Here is a 23,353-nt window from a genome sequence, read left to right on the forward strand (position 1 = left end):
TGCAGAGACAGTGTCGCATCCACATAAAAGGAGTGGACATGAGCACAACACGACTGACCATGGCCCAGGCCCTGGTGAAATTCCTCGATAACCAATACGTCGAGGTCGATGGGGTTCAAAGCAAATTCGTCGCCGGGATCTTCACCATTTTCGGCCACGGCAATGTGCTCGGCCTCGGCCAGGCGCTGGAGCAGGACAGCGGTGATCTGATCGTCCATCAGGGCCGCAATGAACAGGGCATGGCCCACGCCGCCATCGGTTTTGCCAAACAGAATCTGCGGCGCAAGATCTACGCTTGCAGCTCATCGGTCGGCCCCGGTGCGGCAAACATGTTGACTGCTGCGGCGACGGCCACCGCCAACCGGATTCCCCTGCTGCTATTGCCGGGTGACGTCTACGCCAGTCGCCAACCGGACCCGGTGCTGCAACAGATCGAGCAGTTCCACGACCTGAGCATCAGCACCAACGATGCCTTCAAAGCGGTGAGCAAATACTGGGACCGCATCAACCGTCCCGAACAACTGATGAGCGCGGCGATCCACGCCATGCGCGTGCTCACCGATCCGGCGGAAACCGGCGCGGTGACGCTGGCCTTGCCGCAAGACGTGCAGGCCGAAGCCTATGATTACCCCGATTACTTCCTGCAAAAACGCGTGCACCGCATCGACCGTCGCCCGGCCACCGAAGCCATGCTCGGCGACGCTGTAGCGCTGCTCAAAGGCAAGCGCAAACCGCTGATCATCTGCGGCGGCGGGGTCAAATATTCGGGCGCGAATGCCGCGTTGCAGGCGTTTGCCGAGCGTTTCGACATCCCGTTCGCCGAGACTCAGGCCGGTAAAAGCGCGGTGGTTTCCAGTCATCCGCTGAACGTCGGCGGAATTGGCGAGACCGGTTGCCTGGCGGCGAACCTGCTGGCCAAGGAAGCCGATCTGATCATTGGCATCGGCACTCGCTACTCGGACTTCACCACGTCGTCGAAATGGCTGTTCCAGCATCCCGAGGTGAAGTTTCTCAACCTGAACATCAGCCCTTGCGATGCGCTGAAACTCGATGGTGTGCAGTTGCTGGCCGACGCCAGGTCCGGCTTGCAGGCATTGTCCGAAGCCTTGACCGATTACCGCTCCAGTTGGGGTGATCAACCACATCAGGCCAAGGCGCAACTGGATGAAGAGGTGGATCGGGTCTATCAGGTCGAATACCAGACCCAGGACTTCATCCCGGAAATCAACGACCACATGGACCCGGCGGTGCTGCGCGAATTTATCGAGCTGACCGGTTCCTGCCTGACCCAAAGCCGCGTGCTCGGCGTGTTGAACCAAACCCTGGCCGACGACGCGGTAATCGTCGCCGCTGCCGGCAGCCTGCCCGGCGACTTGCAGCGCAGCTGGCGCAGCAAGGGCGTGAACACCTATCACGTCGAGTACGGTTATTCGTGCATGGGCTACGAGGTCAATGCCGCGCTCGGGGTGAAACTCGCCGAACCGACGCGCGAAGTCTATGCGCTGGTGGGCGACGGCTCGTACATGATGCTGCATTCGGAGCTGGCCACCTCGATCCAGGAGCGGCGCAAGATCAACGTGATCCTGCTCGACAACATGACCTTCGGCTGCATCAACAACTTGCAGATGGAACACGGCATGGACAGCTTCGGCACCGAGTTCCGTTTCCGCAACCCTTCCACCTGCAAGCTCGATGGCGGCTTCGTCCCGGTGGACTTTGCCATGAGCGCGGCGGCTTATGGCTGCAAGACCTACAAGGTCAACACCGTCGAACAACTGCAAGCGGCCTTGGCCGATGCGCGGTTGCAGACGGTGTCGACGCTGATCGACATCAAGGTCCTGCCCAAGACCATGATCCACAAATACCTGTCCTGGTGGCGGGTGGGCGTGGCGCAGGTCTCCACCAGCGCACGTACCGATGCGGTAGCCAAAACCCTTAATGAACGACTGGCCAAGGCCCGTCAGTACTGATTGCTCTGCCATCTCAACAGGAAGGAGTCTTCGCATGTCTTTAAAGCTAGGCGTCATCGGCACCGGCGCCATCGGTCAGGATCACATCCGTCGTTGCAGCCAGACCCTGCTCAACAGCCAGGTGGTGGCGGTTACCGACATTAATCTGCAGCAGGCCGCCAAAGTGGTTGCCGACCTGAAGCTGACCGCCGAGGTGTACCCGGACGGCCACGCGCTGATCAAGGCGCCGGACGTCGAAGCGATTCTGGTCACCTCCTGGGGACCGAGCCACGAAGAGTTCGTGCTGGCGGCGATTGCGGCGGGTAAACCGGTGTTCTGCGAGAAGCCGCTGGCGGTCACCGCCGAGGGCTGCCGCAAGATCGTCGAGGCCGAAGTGGCCCACGGCAAACGTCTGGTGCAGGTCGGTTTCATGCGCCCGTACGACGAGGGCTATCGAGCACTCAAAGCGGTGATCGACAGTGGCCAGATCGGCGAGCCGCTGATGCTGCATTGCGCTCACCGCAACCCGACCGTGGGCGAAAACTACAAGACCGACATGGCGATCACCGACACGTTGATCCATGAACTGGATGTGCTGCGCTGGTTGCTCGATGACGATTACGTGTCGGTACAAGTGGTGTTTCCGCGCAAGACCAGCAAGGCCCACGCCCATCTGAAAGACCCGCAAATCGTCCTGCTGGAAACCGCCAAGGGCACGCGCATCGACGTCGAAGTCTTCGTTAACTGCCAGTACGGTTATGACATTCAGTGCGAAGTGGTTGGCGAGACCGGCATCGCCAAGCTGCCAGAGCCGTCGCAGGTGCAGATGCGCAGCGGGGCCAAGTTGTCCAACGCGATTTTGATGGACTGGAAAGACCGCTTCATCGCTGCTTACGACGTTGAGTTGCAGGCGTTCATCGACGGCGTGCGCGCCGGGCAGGTCGGTGGGCCGTCGGCCTGGGACGGTTTTGCCGCAGCGGTGGCGGCGGATGCCTGCATCGAAGCACAGCAGAGCGGGGCGATCGTCAACGTCGCACTGCCAGACCGCCCCCGTTTCTACGGCTAACCACCGCAACCTGATCGTTGCCGCCATGGACGCTCCGCGTCCGCTCCAGAATGTGACGCGGGGCGTCACGGGATGCATTCCCACGCAGAGCGTGGGAACGAGAGGAGAACAAAAAAAATGCGCATCGCACTAGACCCCTACATGTACCGCACTCTGTCCCTGGGCAAGATGGTCGACAAGGTCGCCGAGCTTGGTTACGAGCACATCGAGCTTTCACCCCGGGAAGATTTCCTGCCGTTCTACAAGGCCCCGCGTGTCGACAAGGCGCGGATCAAGGAGTTTCGCAAAGCCCTGAGCGACACCGGGGTGAAGCTCTCGTCCTTGCTCCCGATGTACCACTGGGCCGCCGCCGATGAAGGCTTGCGGGTGGCGGCGGTGCGTAACTGGAAGCGCGCAATCCAGATTGCTGTCGAGATGGACTGTGAGCTGGTCAACACCGAGTTCACCGGTCAGTCGGACAACCCGCTGGTCTGCGAGAACCAGTTCATGCGTTCCATGGACGAGCTGATGCCCGAGTTTGAACGCGAAGGCATCAAGCTCGATATCCAGGCGCACCCGTATGATTTCTGCGAACGCAATAACGAGTCGGTCGACATCATTCGCGGCCTCGATCGCGACTGGATCAACTACCTCTACGCAGCGCCGCACACCTTCTTCTACGACGACGGCAAAGGCGACATCGCCTCGATGCTCAAGTACGCGGGCTCCAAACTCAGCCACTTGATCATCGCCGACACTTACAACCACAAGGCCTCCTCGGGGCTGCGCTACATCGTCAACCCGCCGGGCGTTACGGCCACGGTGCACCAGCATCTGGACATCGGTCAGGGCGAAGTCGACTGGGACGCGTTCTTCAGCACCCTGCGCGAGATCAAGTTCGACGGCATTGCCACCGTCTCGGTGTTCGCCTGGGAAGATCGCCCGGACGAATCCAACCGGATGATGCTCGAGCGCGTGACCCGCGAGTTGTGTCGATAAGCATTTTCGGGAACGCCTCCAGACATTGTGGCGAGGGAGCTTGCTCCCGCTCGGTCGCGTAGCGAACGTAAAACCTGCCAATGGGCTCTACCTGGAGGAACCGGTTGCAGGTTTCAGGACTGCTGCGCAGTCCAGCGGGAGCAAGCTCCCTCGCCACAGGATTGATGTCTGATCTTATTCCCCGTTTTGTTCAGCGCCAAAAGGAAAGCTTCATGCGAATCGGACTTGTCGGTTACGGCCACGGTGGCCGGTTTTTTCATGCGCCGTTGATCAGTAGCTTGCCAGCGGCGACTTTTGTCGGCGTGGTGACGCGTTCCCCCGAGCGTCGTCAGCTATTGGCGGCTGAATACCCCGGCGTCCCGGCCTTCGACAACATTGGCCAGTTGGTGGAAGTCGGGGTCGATGTGCTGGTGATTTCCACCACGCTGGAAGGGCGGGCGGCGCTGGTGCTCGAAGCGATTGAGTACGGGGTAGCGGTGGTCTGCGACAAACCCTTCGCTGCCGATGCACAGCAGGCCGAAGCGCTCGTAACCGCTGCCGAGCAGCGCAAGGTCCCACTCAGCGTCTATCAGAACCGGCGCTGGGATTCGGACTTTCTCACGGTACGCAAACTCATCGAATCCGGTGCGCTGGGCCAGGTCACGCGCTTTGAGTCCAGCGTAGAACGCTATTCGCCGCAGTCAGTGGGCAAGGGCAGCGGCGGTGGGTTCCTGCGCGATCTGGGCAGTCATCTGGTGGATCAGGCGTTGCAACTGTTCGGACCGATAACACGGGTCTACGCCGAACTGGACTACCTCAATCAGGAGCAGTTATTCGACAACGGCTTTTTCCTTTCGCTGACCCATGCCAATGGCGTGACCTCGCACTTGAGCGGCAGTTGCCTGCAAAACAATCCTGGGCCACGTTTTCGGGTCAACGGCACGGCGGGTTGCTACAGCGTCGACGGTCTGGACGGACAAGAGGCCCTGGCGCTGGCCGGGCTGACGCCAACGTCCGAAGGTGATCGCTGGGGCGTTGAAGAGCATCGACGCTGGGGCTGGTTCGAGCACGGTGAAGAGCGCGAGCGGGTTCCGTCTGAGCGTGGTTGCTGGAATCAGTTCTATTTACAGCTGCAAACCGCGTTGCAAGGCGCTGGCCCATTGCCGGTCGAGGCCCGTGATGCACTGGCGACCACCCGCGTTCTAGACGCCGCACGGCTGAGTTTCGAACGCCATCAGGCGATTGAAATGAAGCCTGCATGCGGTCATGGAATAAAATTAGAATAAAATTCTAAAATGAGTTGATATGGAAATTAAATTCCAATAAAGTCATTTCCAGGTTGCCGACTATCAACGTCCCGATCGACCTCAAGCCAGCCTTGAGTGCGGGGAGGGCGAAACAAAAACAAGAAACAACGATAGGTGCCGTCGATGAAAACCTTCAGCTCTGCTCTGCACGTTTTACGTAACGCGTTCCTGCCTCGTGTTCAAACCTTTTCCCTTTCCGGTTGCCTTTGCGTTCAACGCAAGGGCGCCTTGGTGTGCTGCATTCCCGGCGCACCGATCGTTCGCTTGCCCACTCACTGAATTCGTCCCGCGCCTTATCCATAAAACCTACAAGAATGTGGAGAAAGACTTTTCATGAAGACCAAGATCCGTTTCGCCTCACTTACCCTGTCCCTGATGCTTGCCAGCGGTGCTGCACTCGCTGACCTGAGGATTGGCGTCAGCATGTCCCAGTTCGATGACACCTGGTTGACCTACTTGCGCGAATCCATGGACAAGCAAGCCAAGTCCATGCCCGATGGCGTCAAACTGCAGTTCGAAGACGCCCGCAGCGACGTGGTCAAGCAACTGAGCCAGGTCGAAAGTTTCATCAGCCAGAAAGTCGACGCCATCGTGGTGAATCCGGTGGATACCGCCGCGACCAGAAAAATCACCGAAGCGGCGGTCAAGGCCGGAATTCCTCTGGTCTACGTCAACCGTCGTCCGGATGACCTGAAACTGCCCAAAGGTGTGATTACCGTGGCCTCCAATGATCTGGAAGCCGGCCAGATGCAGATGCAGTACCTCGCCGAAAAAATGAAAGGCAAGGGTGACATCGTGATCCTGCTCGGCGACCTCGCCAACAACTCCACCACCAACCGCACCAAAGGCGTCAAAGAGGTGCTGGCCAAATACCCGGGCATCAAGATCGACCAAGAGCAGACCGGTACCTGGTCACGCGATAAAGGCATGACACTGGTCAACGACTGGCTGACCCAGGGCCGCAAATTCGACGCCATCGTCTCCAATAACGATGAGATGGCCATCGGCGCGGCCATGGCCTTGAAACAGGCCGGCGTGGAAAAGGGTAGTGTGTTGATCGCCGGTGTCGACGGTACTCCCGACGGCCTGCGCGCCGTGAAGAAAGGTGATCTGGCGGTCTCGGTGTTCCAGGACGCCAATGGCCAGGCTGTCGACTCCATCGACGCCGCCGTGAAGATGGCCAAGAACGAGCCGGTCGAGCAAGCCGTGTGGGTGCCGTATCGCCTGATCACCCCGGAAAACGTTGACCAGTTCAAATAGTCAGTCCGTTCAAAAACAACAATAAGCACGCAAGGTGGCATTGCCAACCTTGCTGATGGAGTACCTGATCATGTTCGCTTCAGCGACTGCTTCGAGCATCCCGTTGGTGGGTGTCCAGCCAAACGCCATACCTGTCGATGAGCCGTACCTGCTGGAGATCATCAACGTCAGCAAGGGTTTCCCCGGTGTGGTGGCGTTGTCCGATGTCCAGCTGCGGGTGCGTCCGGGTTCGGTGCTGGCCTTGATGGGTGAGAACGGCGCCGGCAAATCCACCCTGATGAAAATCATCGCCGGCATCTATCAGCCGGATGCCGGTGAGCTGCGTCTACGCGGTAAACCGGTGACCTTCGATACACCGCTGGCAGCCTTGCAGGCCGGGATCGCGATGATCCACCAGGAACTCAACCTGATGCCGCACATGAGCATCGCCGAGAACATCTGGATCGGTCGCGAGCAGCTCAACGGTTTCCACATGATCGACCACCGGGAAATGCACCGCTGCACGGCGCAATTGCTGGAGCGACTGCGGATCAACCTCGACCCGGAAGAACAGGTCGGCAACTTGAGCATCGCCGAGCGGCAGATGGTCGAGATCGCCAAAGCAGTGTCCTACGACTCGGACATCCTGATCATGGACGAACCGACCTCGGCGATTACCGACAAGGAGGTCGCCCACCTGTTCTCGATCATTGCCGACCTCAAGGCCCAGGGTAAGGGCATCATCTATATCACCCACAAGATGAACGAGGTGTTCAGCATCGCTGACGAAGTCGCGGTGTTCCGTGACGGCGCTTACATTGGCCTGCAACGGGCCGACAGCATGGACGGCGACAGCCTGATCTCGATGATGGTCGGGCGTGAACTGAGCCAGTTGTTCCCGGTGCGCGAGAAACCGATTGGCGATCTGTTGATGTCGGTGCGTAACCTGCGTCTGGACGGTGTCTTCAAGGGCGTGTCCTTCGACCTGCATGCTGGCGAGATCCTCGGCATCGCCGGGCTGATGGGCTCGGGCCGGACCAACGTCGCCGAAGCGATTTTCGGCATCACCCCCAGCGACGGCGGTGAAATTTGTCTCGATGGCCAGCCGGTACGTATCAGCGATCCGCACATGGCCATCGAGAAGGGCTTTGCGTTGCTGACCGAGGATCGCAAGCTCAGTGGCCTGTTCCCGTGCCTGTCGGTCCTGGAAAACATGGAAATGGCGGTGCTGCCGCATTACGCGGGCAACGGCTTTATCCAGCAAAAAGCCTTGCGCGCCCTGTGCGAAGACATGTGCAAGAAGCTGCGGGTGAAAACCCCGTCGCTGGAGCAGTGCATCGACACCTTGTCCGGCGGCAACCAGCAAAAAGCCTTGCTTGCCCGTTGGCTGATGACCAACCCGCGCATCCTGATTCTCGACGAACCGACCCGCGGCATCGATGTCGGCGCCAAAGCCGAGATTTACCGACTGATCTCCTATCTCGCCAGCGAAGGCATGGCGGTGATCATGATTTCGTCGGAGCTGCCGGAGGTGCTCGGCATGAGCGACCGGGTGATGGTCATGCACGAGGGCGACCTGATGGGCACGCTCGACCGCAGCGAGGCGACCCAGGAGCGGGTCATGCAACTGGCCTCGGGCATGTCTGTACGCCATTAAGTCAAGGGTGAACGCCGTATCTGTGGCGAGGGAGCTTGCTCCCGCTGGGCTGCGGAGCGGCCCCAATGTCTCGGATCTACCGTAGATCTGGCGAGCGCTACGCACTCGAACGGGAGCAAGCTCCCTCGCCACAGGTCTGTATTCGATGCCGGATTTCATTTGAAGGGTGAGTGGTTATGAACGCGATACTGGAAAACAAGCCTGCAATGGCACCGGCCAAGAGTCGTCGGCGCTTACCGACCGAGCTGAGTATCTTTCTGGTGCTGATCGGCATTGGTTTGGTCTTTGAAATGTTCGGCTGGATCGTGCGCGACCAGAGCTTTTTGATGAACTCCCAGCGGTTGGTCCTGATGATCCTGCAAGTGTCGATTATCGGCTTGCTGGCGATTGGCGTGACCCAGGTGATCATCACCACCGGTATCGACCTGTCATCGGGTTCGGTGCTGGCCTTATCGGCGATGATCGCCGCCAGCCTGGCGCAGACCTCGGATTTCGCCCGGGCGGTGTTCCCGTCGCTGACCGACCTGCCGGTGTGGATTCCGGTGATTGCCGGGCTCGGGGTCGGGCTGTTGGCGGGGGCAATCAACGGCAGCATCATTGCCGTCACCGGGATTCCACCGTTCATTGCCACCTTGGGCATGATGGTCTCGGCCCGCGGCCTGGCGCGTTACTACACCGAAGGCCAGCCGGTGAGCATGCTCTCGGATTCCTACACGGCCATCGGCCACGGCGCGATGCCGGTGATTATTTTTCTGGTGGTGGCGGTGATCTTCCACATCGCCTTGCGCTACACCAAGTACGGTAAATACACCTACGCCATCGGCGGCAACATGCAGGCGGCGCGCACCTCCGGGATCAACGTCAAACGCCATCTGGTGATCGTCTACAGCATCGCCGGGTTGCTGGCGGGGCTGGCGGGCGTGGTGGCGTCGGCCCGTGCCGCAACCGGGCAGGCCGGGATGGGCATGTCGTATGAACTGGACGCGATTGCCGCAGCGGTGATCGGCGGTACCAGCCTGGCGGGTGGCGTGGGGCGCATTACCGGCACGGTGATCGGCGCGCTGATCCTCGGGGTGATGGCCAGCGGCTTCACCTTCGTCGGTGTCGACGCCTACATCCAGGACATCATCAAAGGCCTGATCATCGTGATCGCGGTGGTCATCGACCAATACCGCAACAAGCGCAAACTCAAGCGCTGAAAGTCCCCCTGAATCTCCCCCCGTAGGAGCAAAGCTTGCTCGCGATGAACGATAACGCGGTGTAACAGGTAAACCGCATCACGCCCATCGCGAGCAAGAGCTGGGCGCCCCCAGCGCCTACACAGCAGTCCCCCGATTCAATCTTCTTAAAAAACTCCTAATAACAATAAAGGTGAGCTTTGCCATGGGCGTAAGAAAATCAACCTTGTACCTTTCACCGTGCCTGCTGCTGGCAGCCATGGGCAGCGCAGGACACTGCCTGGCGGCGGATGCGTTTTCGGCCGATTCGAAATGGCTGACTGGCGATTGGGGCGGTCTGCGCACCGACTGGCTGGAAAAGGGCTACGACATTCAGCTGGAGCACGGCGGTGAATTTGCCAGTAACCTCAAGGGTGGCTACAACGACGACAAGACCGCACGCTGGACCGAGCAGTTCGTGTTTGGGCTCAAGGTCGATCTGCAAAAGGCCATGGGCCTCGAGCACGCGACCTTCAAAATGGCGATCACCGAACGCGACGGTCGGAGCCTGACCAACGACCGGATTGCCGACCCGCGTGTGGGTGGTTACAACTCCTCCCAGGAAGTCTACGGTCGTGGCCAGACCTGGCGCCTGACCCAGTTGTGGTTGAGCAAGGGCTTTCTCGACGACGGCGCGCTGGACATCAAGGTCGGTCGCTTTGGTCCTGGCGAAGACTTCAACAGCTTCCCTTGCGACTTCCAGAGCTTGACCTTCTGCGGTTCCCAGGTCGGCAACTGGGCTGGCAGCATCTGGTACAACTGGCCGGTCAGTCAGTTGGCCGGGCGGGTCAAGTACAGCCTCAATCCTGAAGTATTCGTGCAGGTCGGTGCCTACAACCAGAACCCCTCGAACCTGGAAGTCGGCAACGGCTTCAAGCTTGATGGCAGCGGCACCAAGGGCACGATATTCCCGGTAGAGCTGGTCTGGTCGCCGAAAGTCCAGGGGCTGCCGGGCGAATACCGGGTCGGCTACTACTACAGCACCGCGAATGCCGACGATGTGCTCAAGGACGTCAACGGCCAGCCGCAACCACTGACTGGCAACGCGTTCAAGTCTCACAGCAGCAAGTCCGGTTACTGGCTGGTGGCCCAGCAGCAGATCACCAGCCATAACGGCGATGCCAGCCGAGGTTTGTCGCTATTCGCCAACCTGACGCTGCATGACAAGGACACCAACCAGGTCGACAACTTCATGCAGGCGGGGATGGTGTACACCGGACCATTCGATTCACGGCCCAAGGATGCGATCGGCTTTGGTGTCGCGCGGGTTCACACCAACAGCGACTACCGCGAGCGCGCGCAATTGCAGAATCAGGTCAACGGTGCGACCGATTACAACGACCCGGCGAGTATCCCGCTGCAGCACAGCGAATACAGTTCCGAGCTGTATTACGGTTTCCATGTCACCAATTGGTTGACCGTGCGACCGAACCTGCAATACGTGCGTTACCCCGGTGGTGTACGTGAAGTCGATTCGGCGGTGATCGGCGGGATAAAGGTCGAAACCGTGTTCTAAAGGCACTTTTCGCGGTGAATTACGCCACGCAGGCAAGCGTGGCGTAGCCGTTTGTCTTCTATATACAGCCGCTCGATTGAATTTCTTGCTATAAACGCACTCCGATAAGCGCCTCAAAGCTTGCCAGAGAGCAATTTAAGGGCTGTATCGGACAAATTCCCTGTCTTTTCAGTTGCTGAGGTTGCAAGTCGGCCTTAGACTGCCGCCCCTCGTAAATTGAGTGCCGGGTGGCGCTTGGAATGTACGGCGCCTTTCCGAGGCCTGCGGGTCGACCGGAAAGCTCCCTGATTCGCCTTAATGCACGTATTTTTTATAGAGAAATCAATGACAAAGGAAAAGTTGCTGGCCATGCCGGCGGATGACTACATGAATGCCGAGCAACAGGCTTTTTTCACCGAGCTGCTGCAAGCCATGAAAGTGGAAACCCACGAGCGCATCGAACAGAACCGCATCGCCATTGAGAGCCTGGATACCCCGGCTGACCCGGCTGACGCGGCTTCGGTCGAAGAAGAGCGCACCTGGCTGGTCAACGCCATTGATCGCGATCAGCGCATGCTGCCTCAGCTGGAACGAGCGCTGGAACGTATCGGCGACGACACTTTTGGCTGGTGCGACGACAGCGGCGAGCCAATCGGCCTGAAACGCCTGCTGATCAGCCCGACCACCAAGTACTGCATCGAAGCTCAAGAGCGTCACGAGCAAATCGACAAGCACCAGCGTCAGGCCTGATTCAGTAGCGCCCATTCGCGGGCAAGCCCGTTCCCACAGGTCACACTTCACCTGAGGGAGCGGGTTTGCCCGCGAAGCTTTTTGCCGCCCGGAAAATATCCCCGCACTTCTATTGATCTGCTGCAAGCACCGCGACTAATGGACCATAGATAATGGCCTTCTAGTGGCGCTTAATGCTGACACAACAAATAGAAAACGCAGTGGGGTAACGAACATGGCAGGCGACGGATCTTTGGCTGGCGCAGCGGCGCAATCACGGGTTTCACCCAAGACGGATGCGCGCTGGTTGATGCCTGCGCTGCAAAGCGCCGCCTTGATGCTGTTGCTGTGCGCCTTGGCACTCGGCGGCTGGCCGCTTTACCTCTGTTTACCGGTGGCGGTGCTGATTATCTGGCTGCCCCGCCTGCGTTCGCGGGCAATCGTCGACGTTCCCGTCGCCGACGCGTCCAGTGCGATCACTGAACTGACCCGCGATCTGTCCTATTCCACCAGTCATAACGCGTTGTCTGCCGCTGGCGTGGCCTATTCGGTCAAGCAACTGGCCGGCAAACTGCAGTCGCAACTCGACGCTGCCGCGCAAATCGTCAGCAGTGCCGAAGTCATGATCGGGACTGAGAAGGCGACCTCACAACTCAGCCAGCAAGCCTTGAGCGCCGCCAGCGAAGCCCACCAAAGCAGTGTCCTGGGGAGCACCGTGCTGGCCGAATCCATCACGCGGATGCACCAGCTCAGTGTGCGCGCCAACGACAGTCGCGAGCTGATCGAAGCCCTGAGTGTGCGCAGTGAAGACATCCAGCGAGTAACGCTGGTGATTCAGACGATCGCCAGCCAGACCAATCTACTGGCGCTGAACGCGGCGATTGAAGCGGCGCGGGCCGGAGAGCATGGCCGTGGCTTTGCCGTGGTTGCCGATGAGGTTCGCGGGCTGGCCGGGCGCACTGCAACCGCTACGGGAGAGGTCGGGTTGATGGTGGCCGACATCCAGCAGCGCACAGCGCAGGTGGTCGAGCAGATCCGTCAGTTGTCCAGCGACCTGAACAGCGGTGTCGAGCAAGTCGAGCACACCGGGCGACAATTGCAAAACATTGCCCGACTGGCCGCCGGGGTTGAAGCCCAGGTCGGTGAGATCGCCAGTGGTTCCAGTAACAATCACCAACAACTGGACAGTCTGTTTCATGCCGTCGAACAGATGCGCAGCGATCTGGCAGTCAGTGATCAGCAAACCCGGCACCTGGCGCAAGCGGCGGTGCAAATGGAGGGGCAGGCCGAGATCATCAGCGAACGCCTCGCCGAGGTCGGACTGGACGACTACCACCAACGGATCTATGACCTGGCACGCGAAGGTGCCAGTCAGATCGCTGAGCGTTTCGCGCAGGACATCGACCAGGGGCGCATCAGTCTGGAGGACCTGTTCGACCGCAACTATCAGGCAATTCCCAACACGGCGCCGACCAAGTTCCAGACCCGTTTTGATCGCTACGCCGATCAGGTGCTGCCGGGGATACAGGAACCCTTGCTCAAGCGTCATGAAGGTCTGGTGTTTGCGATCGCCTGCACCCAGCAAGGCTACGTACCGACACACAATGCGATCTTCAGTCAGCCGCTGACCGGCGACGTAGATGTCGACGCGTTGCAGAACCGCACCAAACGCAAATTCAGTGACCGTACCGGTATTCGCTGTGGCAGCCATCAACAGCCTGTATTACTTCAGACCTATACTCGTGATACGGGCGAATTGATGCATGACTTGTCGGTTCCGATCATGCTCAAAGGGCGGCATTGGGGTGGACTGCGGTTGGGTTACAAACCTGAAAGCCCACGGTAAGGCTGGTCCCGGGGACATGTGATTGTTACCGGTTATGCAAGGAAATTGTGCAGGCAGGCGGCTATTTCCAGGGAGCGGGACTCATTAACATTTCTACATTGTTAGGAAGCTAATGAAAAATTCCGAGGTGCTCTCATGCAAAGCAAAGTCGATGTGGCGGTGATGATTGGCAGTGGCGTGCCTGCCGGATTGCGGGCAGCGGGGCAAAGCGTGTGCTGGGTCGTCTTGCTCAATGGCGAGCAACGTGGCACTGCATTCTCAAGCCGTAATGAGGCCGAGGAATGTAAAGCTGCTTGGTTGGCGCAACTGAACGCCGAAAAGCCCGACAGCCTGCATTAAATCGTTTTCGCTAATGAGTCTGCTCAAGTCGCGACCTGTCGATCAGGCTTTCAGTGCGCCTCCATCAACAGCAAGCTTCAACGCTTTGGCAGATTCCATGGCCGCGGCTGCAGCGACGTCCGTGGTTTTGAACCAACGGTCTTTCTCGACCTGGTGGTAAGTCACGGTGGTCAGCGGCGGCTTGGCGCGCATTACAATGACAGCCTGGAATTCGCCGTCGACTTCTCTGGCTTCGCCCCAAATAAAAAATTCGCCGATATCAAATTCCGTCACGTACGCCTTCCCTTGGAAATTATTCTGTTGTTTTCAACGCAGCCCGCCGAAGGGGCTGAGTTTCAATGGTCGGGCAGTATGGCAGTTGTTGCTTGCTGGCGGCGCAGTTAAGTCATCGGTGTGACGAAACGACAGTGCAGGCAAACACTATCCGGGGTGTCAGAAGCGGGTTTCGAGGTTTCTGGCGAGGGCGCAGGCTTCGTTGTGGTCACCACGGAAGCCTCTTACACGACCCGTTGCGGTTTCTTTGATATGGAAAAAGCGCTTACCTGCCAGAACCACCTGATAACGCAGGTGAGGGCTATAGGTCGGGGTGTTTGTGTGCTGGGCGGGGAGGGTCAGCGTGCTCATATGAATTCCTTTTCTATGGTTTGCCGACGGATACACGTCGCTTTAGGTAGTCTAGGGGCGCATGGCTGCTCTAGAATCGCCTCCACGGGTTGGAGGTTCATGCTTATCTAAAGCAATTTTTTTCTGGCGATATGTCAGAAAAGTGCTTTTTTTAAGGAGTTTTCTCCCTAAAGTAGATAGTCCAGTATTCTCTGGCCGTTAGAAGGGCGATTTCCTTCAGCATCTGACGACCGCCAGGGAAGACGGGAGGATGGGCACTCCAGTAGTCTTTTCCTACCCTGCGATGAAGGAGCTTTCTGCTCGCTTCACGATTTCAGCTTGGGTCATTGTTGCGACATTTTCGGTATGACCGTTTTTCTGCTGCCTGTTTTTTCTGCAGGTAGCGTCATTTTCAGATGTGGGGATGTTTCCTTGGCAGTAAGTAATCTCGATATGCATGCTTTGTTTGTGCTGGGTGATCTGCGCGCAAAGCTGGTCAAACAGTTTCAATCACGTTTCGTTTACATCACCGAGCAGACCCCTGAAGGTATTTACGTCGCCGAGATCGACACCGAGTCGGCGCTGGTGGTGGACGACAAGCCTCGCCTGGAACTCAAGGTCGGCGATCATTTCCGCGCAGCGGTATTGCCGAGTCGCGAAGGTGGGAAATTCGAAATCAAGTTTCGCGAGATCAAACTGACGGTCTACGGCCTCGGTGATTACGCATTTGTGACCACGGCAGACGGCCACGCCATTCTGTTCAAGGAAGGCCATAGCGTAGTGACGGTGTTTGCCGCTCACCAACAGCTACAGGAAGGCCTGACCAAAACCTTGAAAGCGGTAACCGGCAAAGCTGCCAAGTGGCGCAAGGGCGAGCTTATAACGTTCAAGGCCAGCGAATAAATGAGCCTGTCCCGGGCCGACTTCCATGAGCAAAACCTCGACAGTGCTCGTGCACAAGCCCAGCGCCTGTTCGCTCAGAGGGCTGTTCTGCAGGGCGCCTGGCTAAGCTGGGTGGCATCGCAGATCTACACCTTGCGTCCGGCGGAGTACGCCAGCATGGTGCGAAGGGAGTTGCAGCACTTGCAGGACTCTTCTGAAAGTTGATCGTTGGACCTCGAACGCACAAACCTCTACTACAGTCAGTTGACTGAGTATTCGCAGGTGCGCGGCCTTTGTGCGCAAAGCCGTCCTGCCATGGCTGTGAACAGCACGAGGTGCAACGCATGAAAGGGTTTCGACTGCTACTGGGAAGTCTGCTAGCCACTGTTGGTCTGTTGGTGTCGCCCGTGACCGTAATGGCCGCCCCGGCGCCGATCCACTTCGCTGACCTGAACTGGGAAAGCGGCAGTCTGATCACCGACATTTTGCGGATCATTGTCGAGAAGGGTTACGGCCTGCCGACCGATACCTTGCCGGGCACCACCATCACCCTGGAAACCGCGCTGGCCAACAATGACATTCAGGTCATTGGCGAAGAGTGGGCCGGTCGCAGTCCGGTCTGGGTCAAGGCCGAGGCTGAAGGCAAGGTGGCGAGTATCGGCGATACGGTCAAAGGCGCAACCGAAGGCTGGTGGGTGCCGGAATACGTGATCAAGGGCGATCCGGCCAAAAGCATCAAGCCATTGGCGCCGGACTTGCGCAGCGTGTCGGACTTGCCGCGCTACAAGGATGTCTTCAGCGATCCGGAAAGCCCCGGCAAGGGACGTTTTCTCAATAGCCCGATCGGCTGGACCTCGGAAGTGGTCAACAAGCAGAAGCTCAAGGCCTATGGCCTGACGGACAGCTATGTGAATTTTCGCAGCGGTTCCGGCGCGGCGCTGGACGCAGAGATCACCTCGTCCATTCGCCGTGGCAAGCCGGTGCTGTTTTATTACTGGTCGCCAACCCCGTTGCTCGGACGCTTCAAGCTGATTCAACTGGAAGAGCCGCCGTTCGATGCCGAGGCCTGGAAAACCCTGACCGATGCCGATAACCCCAATCCAAAACCAACACGCTCGCTGCCCTCGAAACTGTCGATTGGGGTGTCTGCACCTTTCCAGAAACAGTATCCGCAGGTGACTGAGTTTTTCAGTAAGGTTGATCTGCCTATCGGGCCTCTGAACAAGGCCCTGGCCGAAATAAGCGAGAAGCACACCGCGCCGCGCCAGGCAGCCGAAGCCTTCATGAAGGCGCACCCGGAGGTCTGGCGGGCCTGGCTTCCCAAGGATGTCGCAGACAAGGTCTCTGCAAGTCTGTAGGGTACCCGGTCGATCAATGAACGGTCAGAGCTCAGGCGAATTTTATGCGGCGTGACTGCAACATTGTCGTGGAACAACGCACTGACAAAAAGTCTGGTCTAGGCTGTTTCTTCTGCCATCGATTCCCGGAACCCTGCTCATGACGTTTGTGCTTGCTCAATGGATCGTCGCCGCGTTTGTGCTGATCAGCCTGATTCATTTGTACTGGGCGCTCGGCGGTCGTTGGGCCATTGACGCCGTTGTGCCGCAGGTACAAGGCGGCGCAGAGGAGGGGCTGCGGCCGGCTTTCAGACCTTCTGCACTGGGAACCCTGGCGGTGGCTGTCGGGTTGTTGCTGATTGCCCTGATGGTGTGCCTGAGAGTTGGCCTGTTTGTGCCGGCAGTCGGGCACTGGTCGATGCAATGGCTGATCAGTGCAGTTGCCTTGCTGATGTTTGCCCGCGCGATTGGTGATTCGAATCTTGTCGGCTTTTTCAAGGAACAGGCCGGGTCGAAGTTCGCGCGCCTCGACACCTGGGCCTATTCACCGCTGTGTGTGGTGTTGGGGGCGGGGTTGTTGGCCGTTGCGTGGGGGTGAGTTCTAATCTTCAGGGTCGCAGGCTGCGATCTTTTCGGCTCAACGCTCGCTTTCTGTCCGTCGACTGCTGACCTCAGCCGGCACATCATCCCCGGCCATGCGCTTGCGGAACAACGCCGCACGCGCCAGCAGCAGGGTGGTGACTGGCATGGTGATCGACAGCAGTATCGGGATCAGCCAGGCGTGCAACACCGGACTCGACTGGAGTGCCGAGAAAAAGATGATCGACGCCAGCGCCACGCACCAGGCGCCCAAGGTCGAGGCCAAAGCCGGTGGGTGCATGCGTTGGAAGTAGTCCTTCAAGCGCAGCAGGCCGATGGCACCGATCAACGCGAACAGGCTGCTGGTCACCAGCAGGATCGCCACCGGGATCTCGACCCACAAAGACAACTGACCCAGCTCATTCATTCGATCACCTCGCCACGCAACAGGAATTTCGCCAGGGCAAACGAGCCGACGAAGCCGAACAGCGCGATCAGCAGCGCCGCTTCGAAGTAGGTGTCACTGGCATAGCGGACCCCCAGCACCAGCATCATCAGCATGGCGAGGATATACAGGTAATCCAGCGCCAGAACCCGGTCCTGTGCCGATGGACCTTTGAACAGGCGAATCAGTGTCAGTCCCATCGCCAGCGAGAAAATGAACAGGCTGAACAGAACCGCATTCGAGAGCAGGGCACTCATTCGAAAATCTCCATCAAGGGGCGCTCATAAGTCGCCTTGAAGTGCTGGATGAAGTGCGCTTCGTCATCCAGATCGAACACATGCAACAGCAAAATGCTGCGATCCAGCGCCAGTTCCGACCAGACCGTACCGGGAATCACCGTGGTGATCATCGACAGCGCCGCGAGGCCGTTGGCGTCACGCAGGTCCAGCGGCACCTTGATGAACTTCGAGTGTGGCGGCCGTCGCCCGGCGTTCAACACGCCCCAGGCGACGGCGAGGTTGGACGCCAGCACGTCACACCCGACCAGGAAGATCAGGCGCAGGATTACCCCGGGACGACGAATACGGATCGGCAGCGGTCGCAGCTTGCGCATCATCAGTGGTGCGCAAAAACCCAGTATCGCACCCAGTAGCAGGTTGCCCGGGCTGATGGACTGGTTCAGCACCAGCCACAACAGCCAAAGAGCCAACGACAACCAGGGGGCAGGGAACAGACGTTTCATGGTTGCACCTCCTGCATCGCAGCCTTGGCTTCGGGGCTGGGTACGGCGCGGGTGCCGAGTACCGCCATCACGTATTGCTGCGGATTGTTCAAGGTGTCGGCGGCCGCCTGGGTGTAACGCATCAGCGGTTCGGCCTTGAAGGTCAACACGATGCTCAAGGCCAACAAGGCAAAGATCGGTACGCATTCCAGGCGTCGCAGCACCGGTGACGGGCGTTCTGCGGGCGTCCAGAAACGCTGGATACCCAAGCGCGAGAAGGCGATCAACGAGGCCAGCCCGGACAGGATCAACAGCGCCAGCAGGCTCCATGCCGCGTTCGATATCGGCTGTTCCCCCGAGGTGCCGAGGCCCAGCGGGTTGAGCAGGGCGCTAAGCAAGCCGAGCTTGCCGATGAACCCGGAGAGCGGCGGCATGCCGATGATCAGCAGGGCGCAGGCAATGAAGCTCAAGCCCAGGAAGGCCATGGTCCAGGGAATCACCTGACCGACCACGGCTTTCTGGTCGTCGTCGAGGTTGATGCCCTTGCTCGGCGGTGAAGATTGCGATGGTCGCGGTAGCGCTTCGATTTCATCGTCCAGCGGCATCTCGATGGCGGTGCGCGAGCGTTCGATCAGTTCCGCCAGCAGGAACAGCGCGCTCAGCGCGAGGGTCGAGCTGACCAGATAGAACAGCGCCGCGCCAATCAGGCTCGGCTGGGCAAAACCGATGGCCGACAACAGGATGCCCGCCGACACCATGATGCTCAGGCTGGCCATGCGCTCCAGGCGCTGCGTGGCGAGGATTGCCAACGCCGCGCAGATAATTGTCGCCATGCCGCCGTAGGTCAGCCAGTCGCCGCCAAAGTATGCCGACGCACCGGCCTGGCCGGAGAACAGCAGGGTCCACAGACGCAGCAGGGTGTAGACGCCGACCTTGGTCATGATCGCGAACATCGCCGCCACCGGGGCACTGGCCGAGGAGTAGGCCGGGGCCAGCCAGAAGTTCAGCGGCCACATCCCGGCCTTGGCCAGGAATGCCACAGCCAGAATCGCCGCGCCGGCATGCAGCAAGCCGCGATCGGCTTCCGGCACCAGCGGGATCTTCAGTGCCAGGTCGGCCATGTTCAGGGTGCCGGTGACGCCATAGATCAGCGCGGCGCCAATCAGAAACAGCGACGAGGCCAGCAGGTTGATCGAAATGTAATGCAGGCCCGACGACACCCGGGCGCGCCCAGAGCCGTGCAGCATCAAGCCGTAAGACGCCGCCAGCAGCACTTCGAAAAACACGAAGAGGTTGAACAGGTCGGCGGTCAGGAAGGCTCCGTAGAGGCCCATCAGTTGAATCTGGAACAGCGCGTGGAAGCTTGCGCCGGCACTGTCCCAGCGGGCCATGGCGAATAGCAGGGCGCTGACGCCGATGATCCCGGTCAGCACCAGCATCAGCGCCGACAGGCGATCGACCACCAGCACGATGCCAAAGGGTGCCTGCCAGTTGCCCGGCAGGTAGACACCGATGGAACCAGGCACGCCTTGCGCCTGGGTCCACTGCAGCAACAGTACGGAAATCCCCAGGCCCAGCAGGCTCGAGAACAGGTTGATCCGGGCTTTGAGCGGGCGGTGTTTTTCGCCGAGCATCAACATCAGCGCCGCCGTCAGTAACGGCAGCAGAATCGGTGCGGCGATCAGATGGGGCATCCAGCTCATTCTTTAGGCTCCCGGCCATCGACATGGTCGGTGCCGGTCAGGCCCCGGGACGCCAGCAACACCACCAGGAACAACGCGGTCATGGCGAAACTGATGACGATGGCGGTGAGTACCAGCGCCTGGGGCAGCGGATCGGTGTAATGCAGCAGGTCTTGCGGCACGCCGTCCTTGATGATCGGCTCCTTGCCGATGAACAGGCTGCCCATGCTGAAGATGAACAGATTGACCCCGTAAGACAGCAGGCACAGGCCCATGACGACCTGAAAGGTCCGTGGGCGCAGCACCAGCCAGACCCCGGAGGCAGCCAGTACGCCAATGGCAATTGCGATGACTTCTTCCATCAGGCAGCTCCTGGCTTGGCAATGGGTTTAGGCTGGCTGCCCGGCTTGTGGCCACGCACCGATTGGTGCGCCAGGGCAGTCAGGATCAGCAGTGTCGAACCTACCACCACGGCATACACGCCGATGTCGAAGCCCAGCGCACTGGCAATATGAATCTCGCCCAGCAGCGGCAACCCGAAATGCCAGGTGTGGGTGGTCAGGAACGGATAACCGGCGACCATTGCACCCAGGCCGGTGAGTGTGGCGAAGAGCAGTCCGGTGCCCATCCAGCGTACCGGTCGCAGGCTCATCTGCGCCTCGACCCACTGAGTGCCGGCGACCATGTATTGCAGGATGAACGCCACCGACATCACCAGGCCCGCGACAAAACCGCCGCCCGGTTGATTGTGCCCGCGCATGAACAGGTAGAACGACACCACCACTGCAACTGGCAATAACAACCGGACCAGCACCGCCGGGACCATCATGAAGCCCAGCGCGGTATCGCTGGCGTGACGCGGGTTGACCAGATCAGTGACCACGTCCGGTGCCAGCAGGCGCTGTTGTGCCGGTAGTTGCATGCTTTCTTTCGGTGGACGGAAGCGTCGCAGCAGGGCAAACACGGTCAGCGCCACGGCCACCAGCACGGTGATCTCACCGAGGGTGTCGAAGCCGCGGAAGTCCACCAGCATCACGTTCACCACGTTGCTGCCGCCACCTTCGGGCAATGCGCGACTGAGGTAGAACGAGGAAATATCGTTCGGTGTCTGGCGGGTCAACATGGCGTAGGCGAGCAGCGCCATGCCGATGCCGACCGCGCCCGACAGCAGCAAGTCGCGCAAACGGCGAGCCCGCGCCTTGGGCACGCTGCCGGGCAGTGGCGAGACCTCTTCGATCCGCCGTGGCAACCAGCGCAGGCCAAGCAGGATCAGCACGGTGGTCACCACCTCGACCACCAATTGGGTCAGGGCCAGGTCCGGCGCCGAGAACCAGACGAAGGTGACGCAGGTCATCATGCCGCAGACACTGACCATCGTCAGGGCCGCGAGTCGGTGGTACTTGGCTTGCCAGGCGGCGCCCAACGCGCAGGCAATCGCCAGCAACCAGAGCGTGACGAAGACGATCGAGCCGGGGATCTTTGGCCGCTCGCCCCAACTCAAGCCGCTGTGCAGCAGCGGAATCAACCCCGCCAACACGGCCACCAGCACCAGCAGGAACAATTGGGTTTGCAGGCGCTTGGTACTGACCCGCCGCTCAAGCCGTCGAGCCAGGCGCATCATCACCACCAGGCCGCGTTCGAACAGGCGCTTGCCATTGAGGCGGCCAATGAGAGGCGGGTAGTTGAACCGCCCGCGTTTGAGCTGATTACGCAGCAGCAGGTACACAACGATACCGGCGGACATGGCGATCAAGCTCATGATCATCGGCGCGTTCCAGCCGTGCCAGATCGCCAGGCTGTATTCGGGCAAGGTTCCACCCACCACCGGCAGGGCCGCAGCGGCGAGTAACGGGCCGACCACCTGGGCCGGGAAAATCCCGACCACCAGGCAGGCGAACACCAGCAACTCCACTGGTGCACGCATCCAGCGCGGCGGTTCGTGCGGGGTGTGCGGCAGGTCGGTGGCGGTTGGGCCGAAAAACACGTCTACGGTAAAGCGCAGCGAATAGGCGACGCTGAACGTACCGGCGATGGTCGCAACGATCGGCAGGGTAGTCTCGATCCAGGCCGAGGCATTGATGAACACGGTTTCGGCGAAGAACATTTCTTTCGAGAGGAAGCCGTTGAGCAACGGCACGCCGGCCATCGAGGCACTGGCGACCATCGCCAGGGTCGCGGTGAACGGGATCAGTTTGACCAGGCCACTGAGCTTGCGAATGTCGCGGGTGCCGCTTTCGTGGTCGATGATCCCGGCGGCCATGAACAGCGAGGCCTTGAAGGTCGCGTGGTTGAGAATATGAAACACCGCCGCGACGGCGGCCAGCGGGCTGTTCAGCCCCAGCAACAGGGTGATCAGGCCCAAATGGCTGATGGTCGAGTAGGCCAGCAGGCCCTTGAGGTCGTTCTGGAACATCGCGCAGTAAGCGCCGAGCAACAATGTACAAGCGCCAGCCCCGCTGACGATATAGAACCATTCTTCGCTGCCGGACAGCGACGGCCACAGCCGTGCCAGGAGGAAAACTCCGGCCTTGACCATGGTCGCCGAGTGCAGGTAAGCCGAGACCGGTGTCGGAGCGGCCATGGCGTGGGGAAGCCAGAAGTGGAAGGGGAACTGGGCACTTTTGCTCAAGGCGCCGATCAGGATCAACGGCAGCAGGATGGGGTACAACGCATGGGCGCGAATCAGATCGCCGGCGGCCAGGACCTTGTCCAGGTCATAGCTGCCCACGACATGGCCGAGCAGCATTACCCCCGCCAGCAGGCATAAACCACCGGCACCGGTCACCATCAGCGCCATGTAGGCGCCACGGCGAGCATCGGCGCGGTGGTGCCAATAGCCGATCAACAGGAACGAGAAGAGGCTGGTCAGCTCCCAGAAAAACACCATTTGAATCAGATTGCCGGAGATCACCAGCCCGAGCATGGCGCCCATGAACGCCAGGAAGAATGCAAAGAAGCGTGGCACCGGGTCGTCCGGCGACATGTAATACCGCGCATACAGCGACACCAGCGTGCCGATGCCCAGCACCAGCATCGAGAACAGCCAGGCGAAACCGTCCATGCGCAGGACGAAATTCAAGCCCAGGCTCGGTAGCCAGAAGAACTCTTCGCGAATCACGCCACCGTGGGCGATTTGCGGATACAGCAACGCCACCTGGACGGTGCCGATCAAGGCAACCAGGCCAGCGAGTATCGATTCAGTGTTACGCGCGTTGTGCGGCAGCAAGGCCGCCAGACAGCTGCCAATAAAAGGCAGAAGCAGTAGAACTATCAGGGACATAGGCTTCTAATCTGCGGAAGTTT

At 59.7% G+C, this 23,353-nt stretch carries 23 protein-coding genes; 15 read left to right on the forward strand and 8 right to left on the reverse strand.

Annotated features, from left to right (window positions below):
• Positions 1-38 precede the first annotated feature (38 nt).
• The 11 genes from iolD (at position 39) to AABM55_RS11660 (ending at position 13,801) form a co-directional block, all read left to right on the forward strand.
• Complete coding sequence (gene iolD / locus AABM55_RS11610; RefSeq protein WP_347929625.1) at positions 39-1,970, forward strand: 3D-(3,5/4)-trihydroxycyclohexane-1,2-dione acylhydrolase (decyclizing); 1,932 nt, start codon at positions 39-41, stop codon at positions 1,968-1,970.
• A gap of 34 nt (positions 1,971-2,004) precedes the next feature.
• Positions 2,005-3,015, forward strand: a complete 1,011-nt coding sequence (locus AABM55_RS11615) for a Gfo/Idh/MocA family protein (protein ID WP_054596738.1) — start codon at positions 2,005-2,007, stop codon at positions 3,013-3,015.
• Between the two features lie 117 nt (positions 3,016-3,132).
• On the forward strand, positions 3,133-3,993 hold the full coding sequence (locus AABM55_RS11620; RefSeq protein WP_347929626.1) for a sugar phosphate isomerase/epimerase: 861 nt from the start codon (positions 3,133-3,135) through the stop codon (positions 3,991-3,993).
• Between the two features lie 212 nt (positions 3,994-4,205).
• On the forward strand, positions 4,206-5,258 hold the full coding sequence (locus AABM55_RS11625; protein WP_347929627.1) for a Gfo/Idh/MocA family oxidoreductase: 1,053 nt from the start codon (positions 4,206-4,208) through the stop codon (positions 5,256-5,258).
• A gap of 354 nt (positions 5,259-5,612) precedes the next feature.
• Complete coding sequence (locus AABM55_RS11630; RefSeq protein WP_347929628.1) at positions 5,613-6,539, forward strand: sugar ABC transporter substrate-binding protein; 927 nt, start codon at positions 5,613-5,615, stop codon at positions 6,537-6,539.
• Positions 6,540-6,609: 70 nt separating this feature from the next.
• Complete coding sequence (locus tag AABM55_RS11635; protein ID WP_347929629.1) at positions 6,610-8,175, forward strand: sugar ABC transporter ATP-binding protein; 1,566 nt, start codon at positions 6,610-6,612, stop codon at positions 8,173-8,175.
• 176 nt (positions 8,176-8,351) lie between these two features.
• Positions 8,352-9,374, forward strand: a complete 1,023-nt coding sequence (locus tag AABM55_RS11640) for an ABC transporter permease (RefSeq protein WP_054596742.1) — start codon at positions 8,352-8,354, stop codon at positions 9,372-9,374.
• A 184-nt stretch (positions 9,375-9,558) separates the two neighbouring features.
• The gene (locus AABM55_RS11645) at positions 9,559-10,908 is read left to right on the forward strand and encodes a carbohydrate porin (protein WP_347929630.1); all 1,350 of its coding nucleotides are present in this window, start codon (positions 9,559-9,561) and stop codon (positions 10,906-10,908) included.
• 324 nt (positions 10,909-11,232) lie between these two features.
• Positions 11,233-11,637 carry a TraR/DksA C4-type zinc finger protein gene (locus AABM55_RS11650; protein ID WP_019691009.1) on the forward strand — a complete coding sequence of 135 codons (405 nt, stop codon included), beginning with the start codon at positions 11,233-11,235 and terminating at the stop codon, positions 11,635-11,637.
• A 214-nt stretch (positions 11,638-11,851) separates the two neighbouring features.
• Positions 11,852-13,462, forward strand: coding sequence for a methyl-accepting chemotaxis protein (locus AABM55_RS11655; protein WP_347929631.1), 1,611 nt, complete (start codon positions 11,852-11,854; stop codon positions 13,460-13,462).
• 135 nt (positions 13,463-13,597) lie between these two features.
• Positions 13,598-13,801, forward strand: a complete 204-nt coding sequence (locus tag AABM55_RS11660) for a hypothetical protein (RefSeq protein ID WP_054596745.1) — start codon at positions 13,598-13,600, stop codon at positions 13,799-13,801.
• 42 nt (positions 13,802-13,843) lie between these two features.
• Here the strand turns inward: AABM55_RS11660 and AABM55_RS11665 are convergent, their stop codons facing one another.
• Together AABM55_RS11665 and AABM55_RS11670 are read right to left on the reverse strand one after the other, a co-directional pair.
• Positions 13,844-14,074, reverse strand: coding sequence for a hypothetical protein (locus AABM55_RS11665; RefSeq protein WP_054596746.1), 231 nt, complete (start codon positions 14,072-14,074; stop codon positions 13,844-13,846).
• Positions 14,075-14,233: 159 nt separating this feature from the next.
• Positions 14,234-14,425, reverse strand: coding sequence for a hypothetical protein (locus AABM55_RS11670; protein ID WP_054596747.1), 192 nt, complete (start codon positions 14,423-14,425; stop codon positions 14,234-14,236).
• A 432-nt stretch (positions 14,426-14,857) separates the two neighbouring features.
• Here AABM55_RS11670 and AABM55_RS11675 point away from each other — a divergent pair, with 432 nt between their 5' ends.
• From AABM55_RS11675 to AABM55_RS11690, 4 genes are all read left to right on the forward strand, one after another.
• On the forward strand, positions 14,858-15,307 hold the full coding sequence (locus AABM55_RS11675; protein WP_054596748.1) for a hypothetical protein: 450 nt from the start codon (positions 14,858-14,860) through the stop codon (positions 15,305-15,307).
• Entirely contained in the window at positions 15,308-15,511 is a 204-nt protein-coding gene (locus tag AABM55_RS11680) for a hypothetical protein (RefSeq protein ID WP_054596749.1), read from the forward strand.
• A gap of 119 nt (positions 15,512-15,630) precedes the next feature.
• Positions 15,631-16,644: an ABC transporter substrate-binding protein gene (locus AABM55_RS11685; RefSeq protein WP_347929632.1), complete on the forward strand. Its 1,014-nt coding sequence runs from the start codon at positions 15,631-15,633 to the stop codon at positions 16,642-16,644.
• A gap of 139 nt (positions 16,645-16,783) precedes the next feature.
• Complete coding sequence (locus tag AABM55_RS11690) at positions 16,784-17,221, forward strand: DUF3995 domain-containing protein (RefSeq protein WP_103315189.1); 438 nt, start codon at positions 16,784-16,786, stop codon at positions 17,219-17,221.
• A 39-nt stretch (positions 17,222-17,260) separates the two neighbouring features.
• Here AABM55_RS11690 and AABM55_RS11695 read toward each other — a convergent pair whose 3' ends face one another.
• The 6 genes from AABM55_RS11695 to AABM55_RS11720 are packed head-to-tail and all read right to left on the reverse strand — an operon-like array spanning position 17,261 to position 23,330.
• The gene (locus AABM55_RS11695) at positions 17,261-17,629 is read right to left on the reverse strand and encodes a Na+/H+ antiporter subunit G (RefSeq protein WP_347929633.1); all 369 of its coding nucleotides are present in this window, start codon (positions 17,627-17,629) and stop codon (positions 17,261-17,263) included.
• Positions 17,626-17,904, reverse strand: coding sequence for a K+/H+ antiporter subunit F (locus AABM55_RS11700; protein ID WP_019690998.1), 279 nt, complete (start codon positions 17,902-17,904; stop codon positions 17,626-17,628). The genes AABM55_RS11695 and AABM55_RS11700 overlap by 4 nt, the downstream gene beginning before the upstream one ends.
• On the reverse strand, positions 17,901-18,389 hold the full coding sequence (locus AABM55_RS11705; RefSeq protein ID WP_347929634.1) for a Na+/H+ antiporter subunit E: 489 nt from the start codon (positions 18,387-18,389) through the stop codon (positions 17,901-17,903). The genes AABM55_RS11700 and AABM55_RS11705 overlap by 4 nt, the downstream gene beginning before the upstream one ends.
• On the reverse strand, positions 18,386-20,071 hold the full coding sequence (locus tag AABM55_RS11710) for a monovalent cation/H+ antiporter subunit D (RefSeq protein WP_054596754.1): 1,686 nt from the start codon (positions 20,069-20,071) through the stop codon (positions 18,386-18,388). The genes AABM55_RS11705 and AABM55_RS11710 overlap by 4 nt, the downstream gene beginning before the upstream one ends.
• Entirely contained in the window at positions 20,068-20,412 is a 345-nt protein-coding gene (locus AABM55_RS11715; protein WP_003202835.1) for a Na+/H+ antiporter subunit C, read from the reverse strand. The genes AABM55_RS11710 and AABM55_RS11715 overlap by 4 nt, the downstream gene beginning before the upstream one ends.
• Positions 20,412-23,330, reverse strand: a complete 2,919-nt coding sequence (locus AABM55_RS11720; protein ID WP_347929635.1) for a monovalent cation/H+ antiporter subunit A — start codon at positions 23,328-23,330, stop codon at positions 20,412-20,414. Before AABM55_RS11720 ends, AABM55_RS11715 begins: the two co-directional genes overlap by 1 nt.
• Positions 23,331-23,353: the final 23 nt, after the last annotated feature.

Source organism: Pseudomonas helvetica (genome assembly GCF_039908645.1).
GTDB lineage: Bacteria > Pseudomonadota > Gammaproteobacteria > Pseudomonadales > Pseudomonadaceae > Aquipseudomonas > Aquipseudomonas helvetica.

Coding starts and splice junctions, on each gene's coding strand:
- AABM55_RS11720 (WP_347929635.1), bottom strand. CDS start 23,330: ATGTCCCTGATAGTTCTACTGCTTCTGCCTTTTATTGGCAGCTGTCTG.
- AABM55_RS11695 (WP_347929633.1), bottom strand. CDS start 17,629: ATGAATGAGCTGGGTCAGTTGTCTTTGTGGGTCGAGATCCCGGTGGCG.
- AABM55_RS11655 (WP_347929631.1), top strand. CDS start 11,852: ATGGCAGGCGACGGATCTTTGGCTGGCGCAGCGGCGCAATCACGGGTT.
- AABM55_RS11615 (WP_054596738.1), top strand. CDS start 2,005: ATGTCTTTAAAGCTAGGCGTCATCGGCACCGGCGCCATCGGTCAGGAT.
- AABM55_RS11660 (WP_054596745.1), top strand. CDS start 13,598: ATGCAAAGCAAAGTCGATGTGGCGGTGATGATTGGCAGTGGCGTGCCT.
- AABM55_RS11670 (WP_054596747.1), bottom strand. CDS start 14,425: ATGAGCACGCTGACCCTCCCCGCCCAGCACACAAACACCCCGACCTAT.
- AABM55_RS11705 (WP_347929634.1), bottom strand. CDS start 18,389: ATGAAACGTCTGTTCCCTGCCCCCTGGTTGTCGTTGGCTCTTTGGCTG.
- AABM55_RS11680 (WP_054596749.1), top strand. CDS start 15,308: ATGAGCCTGTCCCGGGCCGACTTCCATGAGCAAAACCTCGACAGTGCT.
- AABM55_RS11635 (WP_347929629.1), top strand. CDS start 6,610: ATGTTCGCTTCAGCGACTGCTTCGAGCATCCCGTTGGTGGGTGTCCAG.
- AABM55_RS11675 (WP_054596748.1), top strand. CDS start 14,858: ATGCATGCTTTGTTTGTGCTGGGTGATCTGCGCGCAAAGCTGGTCAAA.
- AABM55_RS11710 (WP_054596754.1), bottom strand. CDS start 20,071: ATGAGCTGGATGCCCCATCTGATCGCCGCACCGATTCTGCTGCCGTTA.
- AABM55_RS11645 (WP_347929630.1), top strand. CDS start 9,559: ATGGGCGTAAGAAAATCAACCTTGTACCTTTCACCGTGCCTGCTGCTG.
- AABM55_RS11640 (WP_054596742.1), top strand. CDS start 8,352: ATGAACGCGATACTGGAAAACAAGCCTGCAATGGCACCGGCCAAGAGT.
- AABM55_RS11690 (WP_103315189.1), top strand. CDS start 16,784: ATGACGTTTGTGCTTGCTCAATGGATCGTCGCCGCGTTTGTGCTGATC.
- AABM55_RS11620 (WP_347929626.1), top strand. CDS start 3,133: ATGCGCATCGCACTAGACCCCTACATGTACCGCACTCTGTCCCTGGGC.
- AABM55_RS11650 (WP_019691009.1), top strand. CDS start 11,233: ATGACAAAGGAAAAGTTGCTGGCCATGCCGGCGGATGACTACATGAAT.
- AABM55_RS11715 (WP_003202835.1), bottom strand. CDS start 20,412: ATGGAAGAAGTCATCGCAATTGCCATTGGCGTACTGGCTGCCTCCGGG.
- AABM55_RS11630 (WP_347929628.1), top strand. CDS start 5,613: ATGAAGACCAAGATCCGTTTCGCCTCACTTACCCTGTCCCTGATGCTT.
- iolD (WP_347929625.1), top strand. CDS start 39: ATGAGCACAACACGACTGACCATGGCCCAGGCCCTGGTGAAATTCCTC.
- AABM55_RS11700 (WP_019690998.1), bottom strand. CDS start 17,904: ATGAGTGCCCTGCTCTCGAATGCGGTTCTGTTCAGCCTGTTCATTTTC.
- AABM55_RS11625 (WP_347929627.1), top strand. CDS start 4,206: ATGCGAATCGGACTTGTCGGTTACGGCCACGGTGGCCGGTTTTTTCAT.
- AABM55_RS11685 (WP_347929632.1), top strand. CDS start 15,631: ATGAAAGGGTTTCGACTGCTACTGGGAAGTCTGCTAGCCACTGTTGGT.